General features: G+C 65.9%; 14 protein-coding genes. 5 read left to right on the forward strand and 9 right to left on the reverse strand.

Annotated features, from left to right (window positions below):
* Positions 1-187: 187 nt before the first annotated feature.
* The 4 genes from DVK01_RS10350 to DVK01_RS10365 form a co-directional block, all read right to left on the reverse strand.
* Positions 188-1300, reverse strand: coding sequence for an ABC transporter ATP-binding protein (locus DVK01_RS10350; RefSeq protein WP_121536577.1), 1113 nt, complete (start codon positions 1298-1300; stop codon positions 188-190).
* Between the two features lie 25 nt (positions 1301-1325).
* Positions 1326-3161, reverse strand: coding sequence for an iron ABC transporter permease (locus DVK01_RS10355; protein ID WP_121536579.1), 1836 nt, complete (start codon positions 3159-3161; stop codon positions 1326-1328).
* A gap of 12 nt (positions 3162-3173) precedes the next feature.
* Entirely contained in the window at positions 3174-4286 is a 1113-nt protein-coding gene (locus DVK01_RS10360) for a thiamine ABC transporter substrate binding subunit (RefSeq protein WP_101349561.1), read from the reverse strand.
* A 64-nt stretch (positions 4287-4350) separates the two neighbouring features.
* A complete protein-coding gene (locus DVK01_RS10365) occupies positions 4351-4743 on the reverse strand; it encodes a hypothetical protein (protein ID WP_101349562.1) in 393 nt (130 codons plus the stop codon).
* A gap of 122 nt (positions 4744-4865) precedes the next feature.
* On the opposite strand from DVK01_RS10365, the gene pdhA reads away from it, so the two are divergent.
* The 4 genes from pdhA to DVK01_RS10385 all read left to right on the forward strand — a co-directional run bounded on the left by pdhA (position 4866) and on the right by DVK01_RS10385 (position 8781).
* A complete protein-coding gene (pdhA, locus tag DVK01_RS10370) occupies positions 4866-5978 on the forward strand; it encodes a pyruvate dehydrogenase (acetyl-transferring) E1 component subunit alpha (RefSeq protein ID WP_121536581.1) in 1113 nt (370 codons plus the stop codon).
* A 42-nt stretch (positions 5979-6020) separates the two neighbouring features.
* Entirely contained in the window at positions 6021-6743 is a 723-nt protein-coding gene (locus DVK01_RS10375) for a hypothetical protein (RefSeq protein WP_121536583.1), read from the forward strand.
* Between the two features lie 161 nt (positions 6744-6904).
* On the forward strand, positions 6905-8230 hold the full coding sequence (locus DVK01_RS10380) for a divalent metal cation transporter (protein WP_121511002.1): 1326 nt from the start codon (positions 6905-6907) through the stop codon (positions 8228-8230).
* On the forward strand, positions 8227-8781 hold the full coding sequence (locus DVK01_RS10385; protein WP_121536585.1) for a hypothetical protein: 555 nt from the start codon (positions 8227-8229) through the stop codon (positions 8779-8781). Before DVK01_RS10380 ends, DVK01_RS10385 begins: the two co-directional genes overlap by 4 nt.
* Positions 8782-8819: 38 nt before the next feature.
* Here the strand turns inward: DVK01_RS10385 and DVK01_RS10390 are convergent, their stop codons facing one another.
* The 3 genes from DVK01_RS10390 to DVK01_RS10395 form a co-directional block, all read right to left on the reverse strand.
* The gene (locus tag DVK01_RS10390; protein ID WP_121536587.1) at positions 8820-9068 is read right to left on the reverse strand and encodes a hypothetical protein; all 249 of its coding nucleotides are present in this window, start codon (positions 9066-9068) and stop codon (positions 8820-8822) included.
* A gap of 20 nt (positions 9069-9088) precedes the next feature.
* Positions 9089-9244 carry a hypothetical protein gene (locus DVK01_RS22215; RefSeq protein ID WP_170083780.1) on the reverse strand — a complete coding sequence of 52 codons (156 nt, stop codon included), beginning with the start codon at positions 9242-9244 and terminating at the stop codon, positions 9089-9091.
* 80 nt (positions 9245-9324) lie between these two features.
* Complete coding sequence (locus DVK01_RS10395; RefSeq protein WP_101349568.1) at positions 9325-11241, reverse strand: beta-CASP ribonuclease aCPSF1; 1917 nt, start codon at positions 11239-11241, stop codon at positions 9325-9327.
* A 268-nt stretch (positions 11242-11509) separates the two neighbouring features.
* On the opposite strand from DVK01_RS10395, the gene DVK01_RS10400 reads away from it, so the two are divergent.
* Positions 11510-11992 carry a hypothetical protein gene (locus DVK01_RS10400; RefSeq protein WP_101349569.1) on the forward strand — a complete coding sequence of 161 codons (483 nt, stop codon included), beginning with the start codon at positions 11510-11512 and terminating at the stop codon, positions 11990-11992.
* A gap of 290 nt (positions 11993-12282) precedes the next feature.
* Here the strand turns inward: DVK01_RS10400 and DVK01_RS10405 are convergent, their stop codons facing one another.
* Positions 12283-13341, reverse strand: coding sequence for a hypothetical protein (locus tag DVK01_RS10405; protein ID WP_121536589.1), 1059 nt, complete (start codon positions 13339-13341; stop codon positions 12283-12285).
* A gap of 79 nt (positions 13342-13420) precedes the next feature.
* A complete protein-coding gene (locus DVK01_RS10410) occupies positions 13421-14689 on the reverse strand; it encodes a Tat pathway signal protein (RefSeq protein ID WP_121536591.1) in 1269 nt (422 codons plus the stop codon).
* Between the last annotated feature and the right edge of the window lie 6 nt (positions 14690-14695).

The following is a 14695-nucleotide window of genomic DNA, read 5'->3' on the forward strand; positions in this document are numbered from 1 at the left end:
CGCCTATCCGGCAGGACTCTGGCGTGGCTCTGGTCTGGAACCGGTGCTTCCCGCCAGCCCTGTCGAGACGCTCCGATACGCCCGTTTCGAACAGTTGCGACGGCACCGCGTGTCATACTGATATCGGCGATAGCCACAGGTGGGTTAAAACAGACTTCATTCCGGTGCCGGCGTGTGGATTGGTAGCTTACGACTGCCTGTCGACGATGTGGGTGTCTGTCGGGGCAAAACCGACAGTCACGGTGCCGGTCGGCGGGTCTTCGGCTCGCAACAGGAGTTCTCGGCCCTTCCAGTCGAGGTGCACACGCGTGGTCTCCCCGAGGAACTCCGCGCTCGTGACGGTCGCCGTCAGCGCGTTTCGGTCGGCGTCGACAGCAAGCCGCTCCGGCCGAACGCAGAACGTGAGTTGGTCCCCGGACGAGACCGTCGCCGGGTCGCCGTCACCTTCCAGAGCAACTGCAAGCGTCGTCCCGTCGACCGTCACGTCCGCGATGGGTTGGCCACTCTCAGCACCAGAATCGCCGACATCATCGGTCGACCGCACCGTGGTTACCGCACCACTGAGAACGTTGTTGTCGCCGACAAAGGTGGCGACGAACTCAGTCGCCGGCTCGCGGTAGATGGTCCGCGGTGGCGCGACCTGTTCCGGTGTCCCGTCGCGCATGACTGCCACGCGGTCGGACACGGCCAGGGCCTCCTCCTGGTCGTGGGTGACATAAATCGTCGTAATACCCAGCTCCTGCTGAATCTCGCGAACCTGCACACGCAACCGTTCCCGGAGCTTCGCATCGAGGGCGCTCATCGGCTCATCGAGCAAGAGCACGTCGGGGCCGGGAGCCAGTGCGCGGGCCATCGCTACTCGCTGTTGCTGACCGCCGGACAGCGTGTCGGGGTCCCGGTCAGCCATCCCGCCGAGGTCCACCAGTTCAAGCAGCTCACGCACCCGGGCCTCGTCGCTGCCGCCGCCCGGCGGGTCGGTGAAGGAGAGTCCGTAAGCGATGTTCTCCCCGACGGTCATGTGCGGGAACAGCGCGTAATTCTGGAAGACGACGCCCACGTCGCGGTCCTCCGGCGGGACGCCGGTGGCTGACGTGCCGCCGAATCGGACTTCGCCCTGTGTGGGGTCTTCGAACCCGGCGATAAGCCGGAGTGTCGTCGTTTTCCCACAGCCGGAGGGACCGACCAGCGTGAAGAACTCGCCGTCCTGAATCGACAGCGAGAGGTCGGAGACGGCGGTCGTCTCGCCGTAGCGTCTGGTGATGCCGTCGAGTTCGACCGCCGGCGGGGCAGTCCGGTTCACGGCAGCACTGTCTGATCGGGGTCCCTTAGAACCCAACGTCGTCACCTCCCAGCCGGTCGATGAGCAGGAAGCTCGCGCTGGTAACCACGAGCAAAACGACACCCATCGCTGTCGCGGGACCGAGGCGGCGACCGATGAACCGCTCGATGGCGATTGGCATCGTGAACTGGTTCGTCCCCGAGGCAAGCACAATCGTCGCCGAGAACTCCCCGATAGAGATAGCGAACGCGAAGGCGGCCCCAGCGATAACGGCTGGCCACACGAGCGGCAGTTCGATGTCCAGCAGCGCTCTGGCACGCGGCGCGCCGAGCGCGCGGGCCGATTCGACCAGCGTGTGGTCGATGCTTTCGAGGCCGGGCGCGACCGTCCGAACGACGAACGGGTAGCCAGCGACGGCGTGGGCGGCGATGATAGCGAGACCGCCACCGACGGCGAGACGGGTGCCGCCGATTTCGAAACCGAAAACGAGGCCCCGGAGCAGGCCGAGGCCGACGACGATGCCCGATACGGCGAGCGGCGCCATCGCGACGGCGTCGACGACCTTTCGGCCGCGGTAGTCCCGCGTCGTCAACACGGCCACGACGACGCCCATCGGCAGGGCGACGGCGAGGGAGGCGACCCCGAACAGCAGCGAGTTCCGAACGGCGTCCCACGGCTGAACCTGGAACGACGCGCCGGTCGTCTGCCGCTCGACGAGGAACCGGTAGTTCGACAGCGTCAGCCCCTCCGGCCCGCTGAGGCTGGCCAGCACCATGCTCGCTATCGGCGCGACGAACACCGCCAGCGCGACGACGGCGTAGGCGGCGAGCCCGACTCTGGGGAGCAGTTCGCGGGGCGAGAGCGACGGCGGGACCAGCGGCCGGCGCGGCAGCGGCCGAATTCCCCGCGACCGGACGGTATGCTTGGCTTCGTACTGGAGATACGCGTACAGCAGGCCCAGCGAGATGCCGAGTTCGATGAGCGCGAGGGCGGCCGCTTCGGCGTACTCCAGATCGCGGATGAGCCGATAGACGAACACTTCGACGGTCGCCAGCTGGAAGCCGCCCAGCGCGAGGACGATGGGAAACGTGCTGAAGGTGAACACGAAGGTAAGCGCCCCGCCCATCAGCACCGACGGGTACAGTTGCGGGGCGACCACGTCGCGGAACGCACGGAGCGGGCTCGCGCCGAGGCTCCGGGCCGTCTCGACCGCGCTGGCGTCGACGGACTCCCAGGCGGCGGTCGTCACCCGTGCCACCAGCGGCGCGTTGTAGAACGCGTGGGCGACGACGACGGCTTCGAGCGTGAACAGGAGATTGACCGGCCCGAGGCCGAGCGCGCCGAGAACGGCGTTGAGCGTCCCCCGCTGTCCGAACGTGGCGACGAAGCCGACGGCGACCATGATGGACGGGAGGACGAACGGGAGGATGGTCAGCGACCGGAGCGTCCGCCGGCCGGGGAACTCGTAGCGGGCCAGCAGATACGCCGCCGGAAGACCGAGTGCAACGCTGGCGACCGTCGACAGCGCCGCCTGGTACGCCGTGAAGCCGATGACGCCCAGCCGTCGGCCCGGCGAGCGGACGCTCTCGATGACGGCTCCGACTGGCTCGCCGGCGAGCACCCGCGCCGGCTCGCCGAGGTAGAACGGGTCCCGGAGTATCGAGACGAACACCCGCGCTGTCAGGCGGCCGTCGACGAGGACGCTGTCGACGAACACCGTCGCCACCGGGTAGTAGAAGATGCCGAGCAGCAGGGCGACGGTCCCCGCCGCGAGCGCGACGAGGGCGCGGCGTTCGACGCTGTCGCGGATAGCGCGGCGCCGAACGCCGTCGCCACTGCCGCCAGCCTCGCCGTCTCCGCCGCCGTCGGAATCTCGGGCCACAGTCCGTGGTCGTTAGTTCGAGGCGAACTGCCGTTCCCAGTCGGAGATCCAGCCCGAGACGGAACCCTTGAGTTCGTCGTAGCCGAAGGTGACCGGCTCCGGGGGCTCCTGTGCGAGCTCGGCGTAGTCCGCGGGGAGTTCGGCGGATTCCGTCGCCGGGAACTGGACGTTCCGGACGGCGATTTCGCCCTGAATCTCCGGCCGCAACAGGAAGCCCATGAACTCCCGGGCGAGGTCGGGCGTGTCCGCGCCCTCGAAGACCGCCATCCCCTCGGGGTTGGCGTAGCCCTGGTCGTTCAGGAAGCGAATCTGGTGTTTCGCCAGGTTGGCGTCGTTCTGGTCGGCAAACACTTGGTCGGTGGAGTAGGAGACGACCATCGGCGCTTCGCCGCCCGACCACGCGCTGTATGCGTCACTCCAGGAGCCAAGCACCCGAACGTCGTTGTCCTGCAGGTCGCTCCAGTAGTCCAGATAGCCGTCCGGGCCGAACTGCTTGATTGTGTGCAGCAAGAACGCCCGCCCGGTCGCGGAACTGGCGGGGTTTTGCGTGATGAGGTCGCCAGCGTGTTCCTCGGCCAGCAGACCGTCGAACGTCTCGGGTGCCGTAGTGGCTGTGCCGTCGAACACCAGGCTGATGTAGCCGGTGTCGTAGGGAATCGCCCGCCCGTTGGGGTCGAACTGTAACCCCGGCTTGATGTCGTCCTGCCCGGCAACGTCGCCGACCTCGGCGAACAGCCCGTCATCGAGATTCTCGTCGACCCGGACGAGGTGGTCCGTGTTCAGTCCGAGGTACATGTCGGCCTCGATGTCGACGCCGGCGTTGCGGCGTTCGATGTAGTGGTTGACCTCGTTGCTCGGCGTCTGCCAGATCAGGCGGGCGTCGAACTCCTCCTCGAAGCGCTGTTTCACCCACGCACCCGGACTCGTCGACGGCGAGTCGACGAACGCGCTGTACGTCCCGACGACCAGCGTCTCGTCGGCACTCCCGGCGTCGCTGGTGCTCGTCCCGGTGCCCGTCGACTCGTCCGTGCTCGATTCCTCGCCACCGCCGCCCAGCCCGGCACAGCCGGCCGACGAAACCGACACCGCCGCGCCGGCCGCTGTCAGGAAGGAACGCCTATCCATTACTCCGTGGTCACACCCAGTGGTACTTAATCTCGGTGTTCCTGAATTCTAAGGTCTCAGACGTTCAAATACCTGCAGCGGCCGTTATTATCCCGCGGTACTGCAGGATGGCGATTGAGTTGTAGGCGACGACCGCGAGCGTCACTACTGCGAACAGGGCGAGAAAGACCGTCGCGTTGCGCTCGGAGAGCAGTCGCCACCCGGCGACCAGCCACAGCATCGCCCCGAACTTCACGACCCAGAGGCCCGCCAGCCCGAACTCCGCAAGCATCGTGCTGACGACGACGTTGCCCTCCTGCAGGCCGACCGTGAGGCCGGTCATCGTCAGGAGGACGTCACCGACTGTTGCGACGAGGATGACTGTCCAGAGCACCGCATGCGTAGGCGACAGGTGGTGTTCTCGCCAGAGTGTCCCCCTCTCACTGTCTGCCTCCGGACCCTCTTTGCCGAGCATCATGGCTATGTTGGGCGGAAATGGCATGAATACTCGGGCCAGATTGTCGGTGCGTGCTGGAGTGGCTTGACTGACCAGAGCCGAACACAGCTTTTTGACGGTCCTCTCCGAGGGTAGAATACGAAATGACACAGGACGTTCTCAACCGAGCGCCTGACGACCGTATACAGGCGCTCGATTCAGAGGGTGAGATCGTCGACCCGGACCTCATCCCGGACCTGTCTGATGAGGAACTGGTGTCGATGTACCGCGATATGCGCTTTGCCCGCCGGTTCGACGAGCGGATGATAAGCCTCCAGCGACAGGGTCGGCTCGGCACCTACTCATCGCTGGCGGGCCAAGAGGGGGCACAGGTCGGGTCGACGTACGCGCTGGCCGACGAGGACACCATCTTCTACCAGTACCGGGAACACGGCGCGCTCGTCGCCCGTGGGCTCCCCTGGGAGTACGTTCTCTACTGGATGGGTCACGAAGCGGGTAACGCCGCTCTCGGCGACGTGAACGTGTTCCCGCTGAACATCTCCATCGGCGCGCATCTGCCCCACGCCGTCGGGTGGTCGTGGGCGGCGAAAAAAAATGGCGACGAGCGAGCGGGCGTCGTCCACTTCGGCGACGGGGCCACCAGCGAGGGGGACTTCCACGAGGCGATGAACTTCGCCGGCGTGTTCGAGACGCCGACGGTGTTCTTCTGTAACAACAACCAGTGGGCCATCTCCGTGCCGCGGGAGCGCCAGACCGCCAGCGAGACGCTCGCGCAGAAAGCCGACGCCTACGGCTTCGACGGCGTGCAGGTCGACGGCATGGACCCCCTTGCGACCTACACCGTCACCGAAGCCGCCAGAGAGCGGGCTGTGGGAGCCGACGGCGGGGAGCAGGAGCCCATCTTCGTCGAAGCCGTCCAGTACCGCTTCGGTGCGCACACGACCGCCGACGACCCGGACGTGTACCGGGACGAGGCGGAGGTCGAGCAGTGGCGCGAACGCGACCCGCTGGACCGCATGGAAGCGTTTCTCCGGAACTGCAGTCTACTGGACGACAGGAAACTCGACGTGATGGACGACACCATCGACGAGCGCCTCGGCGAGATTATCGACAACGCCGAGGCCCACGCCGCGGACCCGACGGACCTCTTCGCCGACGTGTACGCCGAGTCGACGCCGAATATCGACGAGCAACGCGAGTACTTCGAGAGGCTCCGAGAACGCCACGGCGACGACGCGCTACTGGAGTCCGAGTAGCCGACCGAGCCTGTTATTGCCGTCCCCGCGCTCCCGTCTACTGTGACTGAGTGGCCACCGGCGGACCCCGCCGACGCAACGGCCGTTGCACAGCAGCGTGACGAACTGGTCGCGGCGGTCCGCGACCACGCCGGACAGGTCGCCTACCAGCTCGCCCGGCTGGAGGGCGGCGACTACGGACAGGCGGATATCGAGACCGACCGCGGCGAGTGGACCGTAAAATACGAGGGCGGCGACCTGGAGTATCTCCGATTCTCGCCCTCGCGGGGCTCGGACACGTACGTCATCTCGACCAAACAGCCACCGGAGCCGGAGCCGCTGGCTGACGCGCTCGCAGACTACGACGCCTTCGTGGCGGGGTTCAACGACTACGTCGCGTCGCTCGACGGCGTACTCGATGATGTGTCGACAGAGTTCCCGGACATCGCAACGACCGACGGCGTCGTGGCCGAGCGGGACCGTGTCCTCGGGCGAATCCGTGAAATCTGTGACCAGATCGCGCGGGAACTCCAGCGCTACGAGGGCGGCGACTACGGGACCTTCACCAGCCGCATCGGGGGCACGCGCTGGGAACTGAAGTGGGACACCGACGGGGCGTCGTATCTCCGGGTCGGCGGGAGCAGCGGGCTCTATCTCCTCTCGCAGTACGAGCCCCCCTCGGCAGCCGACATCCGCGAATATGCCCCACAGTTCGCGGATTTTGTCGACGCGTACAACGACCACGTCGAGGAACTGGAATCGGACCTCAGAGCCGTCGACCTCTGACCGGCCGGTCCCGCTTTCGACATTGCCTCCGCCGAGCGGCCGGTGTGTCTCTCGATTAACACCAGTCTCGAATAATCGCCATACAGCGACCGGATTACTGCAGAATACCACCGAAAGATATGTCGGCAGAGTTTTCAGGTGGCCTCACCCAAGCCGGAGGTATGAGTTCGACCGAGACCGTCGATAATTCGGCCGTGAGCAAGGGCACGATTGGTGACTACGTCGAGGCGATGGGGCCGTCTTGGATCGCGGGGGCAATTGCCGCTGGTCCGGCGACGATAGCCAGCCTCGTCACCGCGGGCGGCGCGTTCGGCTACAGCCTCCTCTGGGTCGTCGTCCTCTCCGCCGGGGCGGGGGCGCTGGCCCAGTATCTCGCCATGCGGCTGGGACTGCTGACCGAGCGGGGCATCGTCGGCGTCGTCGAGGACCACCTCGGTGAAACGTGGGCGTGGCTGCTTGTCGGCGACGCAGTACTTGCCGCCGGCGTGGCACAGTTGGTCATTATGAAGACCGTCGCCACGGTCTCGGCGACGGTGACCGGTATCGATGCGCGGGTCTGGGGCGTCGTCTGGGCGCTACTGCTCGCCGTGGGGCTGGCCGGCGGCGGCTACCGCTTTCTGGAACTGGGCGCGAAAGTCCTCGTCCTGCTTGTTGTTGTCGCGTTCGTCGCCAGTCTGTTCGTCGTGCCCATCGACGCCGGCGCGGCGGTGACCGGACTGATACCGTCCGTCCCCTCCGGGAGCGCGCTGGTCGCGGCCGGCATCCTCGGCGGTGCGGTCCACATCACGCTCATCACGATGCACTCCTACACGATGCGGGCGCGGGGCTGGACTCGCGAGGACTACGACATCGCGACGGTCGATGTGGGGGCGTCGATGTTCGTGGCCTTCGGCGTCTACAGCCTCGCCATCTTCCTGGTGACCGCGAGCGTGCTGACCTCCGGCGACCTCACGACGGTCGGCGCTGCGCAGGCGCTGGGCCCGCTGGTCGGCGACAGCGCCCGCTGGCTGTTCCTGCTCGGTCTGTGGGGCGCTGCCGTGTCGACCCTCGGCGGCAACACCATCGTCCCGCCGTTCCTGCTGGCCGACAAGCTCGGCTGGGGCACCACCATCGAGGACAGCCGCTACCGCGGACTGCTGGTCGCCGCTGCGCTGCTGTCCGCGCCGGGGGCGTTCATCGGCGGGAACGTGCTGGGCCAACTCGTCCTCGTGCTCGCGCTCGGGACCGTCGGCACGCCCTTCGTAATCGCCGTCGTCCTCTATCTCCTCAACTCCGACGCGGTCCCGGAACCGAACTCGACGCTCGCCAACGTCGGCGGGCTGGCCCTGCTCGCGGTCTCCGGCGGGCTCGCCGGGAACTTCGTCGTCGAACAGCTCGGCGGCGGCGTCGGTCCGCTGTCCGGGTTCGTGCTGGCCTTCGCCGTCGCGCTCGGCCTCGCCATGGCCGGCCTCGGCGGGAAGTTCCTGCGGGAGGAACTCCTCGCGTGACCGGCGTCGAGGTCCCGCTCTCGGGGTCGACGCTGGTCGTCGGTCCGTCGAACGTCGGCAAGACGCGGACGACCGCCATCGCCCTCGACACCTGGCTCGACCGTGAGGGGTCCGACGGCGTCGTCGTTCTCGATTTTGCGCCCGAACTCCAACGCGACGGGACCGTCCTCGGCGGTCGCCTCGACCGATTCACCACCGTGCCGGAGTCGGTCTGGGTCGGCCGCATCGACGCCAGCGCCCCCAGAGCCGAAAGCGAGACGGCCGACGGGGCGGTCGCGCTCGCCCGGGAGAACGCCCGGCGTGCCAGGCGACAGATGGATGCGCTCCCGGCCAACCCGCGGGCAGTGTTCGTCAACGACGCGACGATTCCGTTCCAGCACGAGGCCGCTGCGGTCGACCGGCTCACCGCGTACTGCGACGGGGCGGACGCCGCCGTCCTCAACGCCTTCGACAGCGACGAACTGGGCGTCGACGACCCGGTCTCGCGGGCCGAGCGGGACGCCCTCAACCGGCTCCGGCGCTGGGCCGACCGGATCGTCGATCTGTCGTAGCGTCCCGTCGAACGGTGACCGGACGCGTCAGCGGCTGGCTACGGCCCGCCGCGTTTCCGGAACCAGACGCGCTCGCCGACCGGATCTTCGTCGTCGCCGATGTCCAGCCGACTGATAAACAGGTCGCGAACGGCCATGGTAACGACGAGTTCAGTTGGCTCGCCGGACTCGTTTTCGACGGTGACGACACAGTGGCCGTCTCGCTCCGCTAGCTCGGCAATTGTGCCGACCGTCCAGCGGTCGCGGTGGTGTGACGGTTCCTGGGCGTGAATTCGGTCGTGATTCATGAGGGCTGCTCCGAGTTATCTCAGCGGTTCCACTCGTAGAACCACCATGCTCCACCGAGCACCATCAGGCCGATTCCGAGTGTCGACGTCGCAGGCTCCGGGATGATAAACAGCACGAGTCCGATGAGCACCATCCCGACCGGTTCGAGTTCGTCGAGATACTGGGTGATGTCCATACGCGGTGGTTCACCCGCCTGCCGTATAGAGGTTCGTCTGGCTATCGGGGAGTGAGAATGAACCGGAAACAGCAACTGGCTCAGCGGAAGCGGAACGTTTCGAGGTTCTCCGGCGCGAAGGTCCGAATGTTCTGGTCGTGGTACAGCGACGAGGAGAGGTCCTGTGTCGCCGATTCGTCGCCGTGGACACAGAGGATTTTCTCGGGCCGAGGGTTCATCGTCTTCACGAAGTTCTCTAGCCCCTGGCGGTCGGCGTGGCCGGAGAAGCCGTCGACCGTCTCGACGGTCATCTCCAGCGGGACCGTTTCGCTGCGCCCGCTGCGACCGACGGGCACCTCGTCGACACCGCGCTGGACTCGGTTGCCGAGCGTCCCCTGTGCCTGGTAGTCGACGAAGGTAAGCGCCGAATCCGGGTCGGGGCCGAGCTGTTCGAGCCAGGACATGACCGGGCCGCCGGTGAGCATCCCGGACGTAGAGAGTATGATACAGGAATCGCCGTCAGCGATTTCAGCCCGTTCCTCGTCGCCGCCGTCGATCGGGTTGAACTGGTCTGCCAGAAACGGGTTCTCGTCTTCGTCGAAGATGCGGTCCTGCAGGCCGTCGCGGAGATACTCGGGGTAGGTCGTGTGAACGGCTGTCGCCTCCCAGATCATCCCGTCGAGATGGACCGGCATCTCGGGGATGTCGCCGTTCCGCATTGCCTCTTCGAGGACGAGCATGAGTTCCTGCGACCGCCCCGCAGCGAAGGTCGGAATGAGGACCTTCCCACCACGGTCGTAGGCGTTCTGGATAATCTGCTTGAGCTTTCGCTCCGAGTCCTCCTGGTCGGTTTGGTAGTCGTTGCGGCCGCCGTAGGTCGACTCCAGCACGAGCGTCTCCACTCGCGGGAAATCGTTGACAGCGCCGTCGAACAGGCGCGTGTCGTCGTAGTGGATGTCACCGGAGAAGGCGACGTTGTACAGGCCGTCGCCGACGTGGAAGTGACACACCGACGAGCCGAGGATGTGGCCGGCGTTGTGCAGCGTCAGCTTGATATCGGGCGCGATGTCGGTCACGTCGCCGTACTCTAGTGGGATTGTGTGTTTGATCGCCTCGCGGACCATCTCGGAGTCGTACGGCGGGGTCCGGCCGTCGTCCGCGGCGGTGTCGAGGTAGTCGAGCGTCAGCAGTCCCATGAGGTCCCGCGTCGGCTCGGTACAGTAGATGGGCCCGTCGTAGCCGTACTCGAACAGCAAGGGGACCAGCGCGGAGTGGTCCAAATGCGCGTGGGTCAGGACAACGGCGTCGATACCGTTGGTCCCGGCCCCGAACGCCTCCGGAATGTCCAGATACGGCTGCTCGCCGTTCGCGCCGGGCTTGTTCCCGCAGTCGATGAGGATTCGCGTATCCGGCGTCGAGAGGATAAACGCGGTGCGGCCGACTTCACGACAGCAGCCAAGCGTCGTGATGCGGACGTACTCGTCGTCGGACATCGGCTCGCGGTGGATCTGCCGGCCGACGCGTTCGAGGATGTCACGACGGTCTTCGCGCTCTTGCTTGAGGAAGTTCCGGACGTTCTCGACCGTCGAGGACTCGATTGGTGGCGTTCGAACGACTTCGGGCGTCCACCCGACCTCCTGTGTGATCTCACGCAGGGTCGCGCCGCGCCGGCCGATGACGACGCCGGGCTTCTGTGCCTGAATGACGACTTCGCCGGTATCAGCGTGGAAATTCAGGTCCATGACGCCGGCCTCCTCGGGGATAAGTTCCCGAATCGCCGCCTCGGCCTCGGCTGGCGGGGCCAGAACGTCCGGGTCCGGGCGAACTGTGATGCGTTTGCGGAGTTTCGACGCGAGCCGGCGAACGAGGTCGCTGTTCGCGGCGAACTCCTTCGGGTCCCGCGTGTATATGACGAGTTCCGGTCCCTCGTACGTGACATCCGAGACGGAGATACGGCGCGGGACTTCCTCGTCGATCGTTGCTTTCACGTCTTCGAGTTGCTTGTCTACAGTGCTCATAGCTCAAAACGGGGAGTCATCCCGGTAGCGGGGCCGTCCACGGCTGGCGCGGGCCGACCTGGTGCCGCGGGATGTACGCTCTCTAATAAAGTCATCAGTTATCGGTGAGTTGCCTCCGGACGTGGAGAGATGTCCGGAAAACCGTCCTCTATTTCTCAGTATTCCCCTCGTGTTATAAAAGCCTTCGCAATACGGAGGTCGGACCTGTCCCACAGTCGCCGTTGCGCGCGCCCACAAGCGGTAAGCGGCCTCCACGTCAGATGCCGACATGCGACTGACACCTGAAACCGTCGACGAGGAGTACAAGCGGGTGCAGGACCGGGCCAGCGATGTCGTCCCGCTGATAAACGACACGCGGGCCCACCTGGGTTCGCAGTTCGGCGTCGACGTTGACATGCTCACAGACGACGCTTACACGGCCGCCATTGACGAGGTGTTCGCCGACGGCGACCGGGCGGTCAACGTCGCCGCGCTGGTCCGTTTGCTCCGAACACTGGACGTTACAGGCGATTACCCGGGCTTTGTTATCGACGAACTCCTTGGCCGCGAGTTAGCGGCGATGATTGCCGGCGAGCAGCCGCTCCGACTGCTCGCGGAAGCGACCTTCCACGTCGCGGACGTGCGAACCCACGGAGCCGATACAGCGACCGCAGGCGCTGACGATCTCGATGCCGCGCTCGCGGCCGGGGTCCAGACGCGAGTCCCGGGCTGGCCGTGGCAACAGGCCGAGAGTCCGTTCGGTGTCGAATGAGGTCGGCCTTGTTGCGTGTGTCCCCATCAGGTATTGCCGTCATTTGCGCCGCACGCTACTGAGATTGACTGAGGGAAACTATCTTAGTGATAGCTGAGAATTATATCTCAAACAGATAATAGCCTCTGATGTCTAACTCCAAAATCCCTGGACAGTGCCCGAGGTGTGGCTCGGTGAACGTTACCGTAATCAAGGTGGCACCGTCGGACCACGACCGCGGTGACGGATGGGCGACCCGCACGGAATGCGACGACTGCCAAGACTACGTCGAATGGATTGACTGATTGTGGTCAGGCACCCGAAAATGAGAACGACGGCGTTGTCAGGAACGCCGTCTCGTACCCCTCGTGACGGGACACCTGCGGCGGGGCGACGACGTCGACGCCGACGGACGGTTCCTCCACTGTCGTCTCGACGACCGCGCCGTAGTGGTACCCGAGGTCGGGGTGGACCGCGGCGGTCAGCGCGTCCTCGAACACCGTGTCGCCGTCGGCCTCTACGGTTCCGTCGAGAGACATCATCGGCAGGGGAACGCGGTTGTACGGCGTCCGGGCGGACACGGCGAGATACGACTGCCCTTCGGTGAGGAACGCGGCGTCCTGCAGCCACATGACGGCGTAGACGCCGTCGCTTCCTTTGTTCGTCCCAAGCACGGTCCCGGGCAGAGCAGACACTTCAGGGACCTGCGAGGTTGGCATCATGTCCATGTTCATCAGGTCGACTGCTGCGCGTTCGCCCTGTGAGTCCGGGAACTCATCGAAAGCGAGCTGGTCGCGGGTGCTCTGTGCGAAGTCGAATTCGACTGTTGCCTCGCCGGCCTCGTCGAATCGGCCGTCGAAGGCTCCGAGCCTCCGCTCGTTCATGCCGTTGACGCGGACCGAGAGTTGATAGACGCCGTCGCCGTCGAGCGCGTAGTTGTCGCCGTAGTGAAAGCCCATGTTCTGGGAGATCATCGGCCACGGGGACTTGTCGGTGACCGTCTCGCCGTCACGCTCGATGGTGATGGAGAGGCCGGCGGACACCGGGAGGACCGTCTCCGTCTCGGGGTCCCAGACAGTCGCCATCAGGTGGATGCTGTCTTCGCTCCGGATGGTGACCTTTTCGGCCGTCGTCCCGGTGACCGTCCAGAAGCGGTGAGGAAAAGAGTAGCTCAGTCCGACCATGTACTCACCCGCCTGTGCCATCCCGGCCATTCCCATCCCCTCGGCGTGGGTAGGGCGGTACGTGGCATCGGGTCGGTTTTCGACCAGCGGTGGGGCGCGTGTCGACTGGGAACTCAGCGAACCACACCCCGCCAGGACCGTCGTGCCGGCGAGGCCGGTACTGGCGAGGAACTGTCGGCGATTCATGAACCGCCTTTCGGTCCTCATCTGAAAGACCGTTCTGGTACGGCGGCCGAAAGCCGGACTGTGTGGCTCCGCCTCCCGCTCACGCGTCCGGGTTCGCTGGCGGCAGGGACCGTAGCGACCGCGGCGGGAGCAGGTAGTTCCCGCGCCGCGTGACTGTCATGTACTGGAGAATGCCGTTGTTCACCTGCTGACCGACGGCGGACTCGTTAGCGACGTCCGTTCCGTTCATCGCCTGTTTCGTGGCGACGAAGTCGGCGATAGAGCGCTGCAGCGAGAGGAAGTGCAGTCCCGCTTCGCCGCCGTCGGTCGAATCGAAGTCCCGGCGGAGAATGGTCGGTGTCCCGTCCTCTCTGACGCGGGACATCTTCTGTGCGTGACCGACGACGCCCTTCCGACGGCCGCTGTCGACCACGTCGTCGGGACACTCGCCGGCACCGTTGTCGGTGCCGAGGTTCTCGCCGACGCCTTCGACCTTGTCCTCGGCGGCGTGGGCCGGACAGAACATCTTCGAGACGCGCTGGTCCCGGGAATCCTGTTCGTACCACTGCTGGAGTTGCAGCCGGATCTTCGAGAGGTGCTGTGTCGCACCGCCGGCGAACGGTCCCGAATCGACCGTCACTCGGTCCTCGGAGGCCTGGTTTTCCTTGAACCCGGACTTGAACCCCATGAACAGCGGAGCCTCGTCGGGGACCGGTTCGGAGTCCGGAATCCCGTCGACGTCCTGATTCTCGGCGGGCAGGCCAGCCCCGACGAACCCCGTGCGGCGCTCCGCCTCACGGAAGACGCCCTCGAAGGTCGCGCTCATGTCCTGGTCGTTGGCGCTGTCGCGGTTGCCTTTCAGCGCCTCCTCGGCCTCGATGACGACTCGCTCGTCGTCACTGGCGAGATGTAGTAGCGCGTCGGGCGTGTCGAGTTCGGGGTCTTCGAAGGGGGCAAGCGCCATCGGCTCTGGCAGGTCGACGCCGGCTACGTCGGCGTCGAAGCGGTCGAAGTAGGCCGGGCTGTACCCGAGCGTGAACAGCAACCCTTCGTTGCTCCATTCGTAGGCCCGCTCGAGGTCCCGGAGCGCCGCTTCGACCTGCTCGCGGTCGCTATCCGACGGCATCCCGTCCTCAGTGTAGTCCAGTAGCAAGAGGACGTGGTGTCGCGACAGCCGATGGTTCCCCGCGTCGTCGGTCGCCAGCGACGCGTCCCATGCGTGCTGGCGGTCCGGAAGCGACGCGGGGTCGTCGGTTCCCTCGGGTATCGTCCCTGACCCGCGGTCGAGACAGGCGGCCAGCGCCGCGGTGCCGCCGATGGCGACGGCGCTCTTGGCGAACTCGCGTCGGGAAATCCCGCGTTCAGTCATCACCCA

This window comes from Haloarcula sp. Atlit-120R (assembly GCF_003665885.1).
Classification (GTDB): domain Archaea; phylum Halobacteriota; class Halobacteria; order Halobacteriales; family Haloarculaceae; genus Haloarcula; species Haloarcula taiwanensis.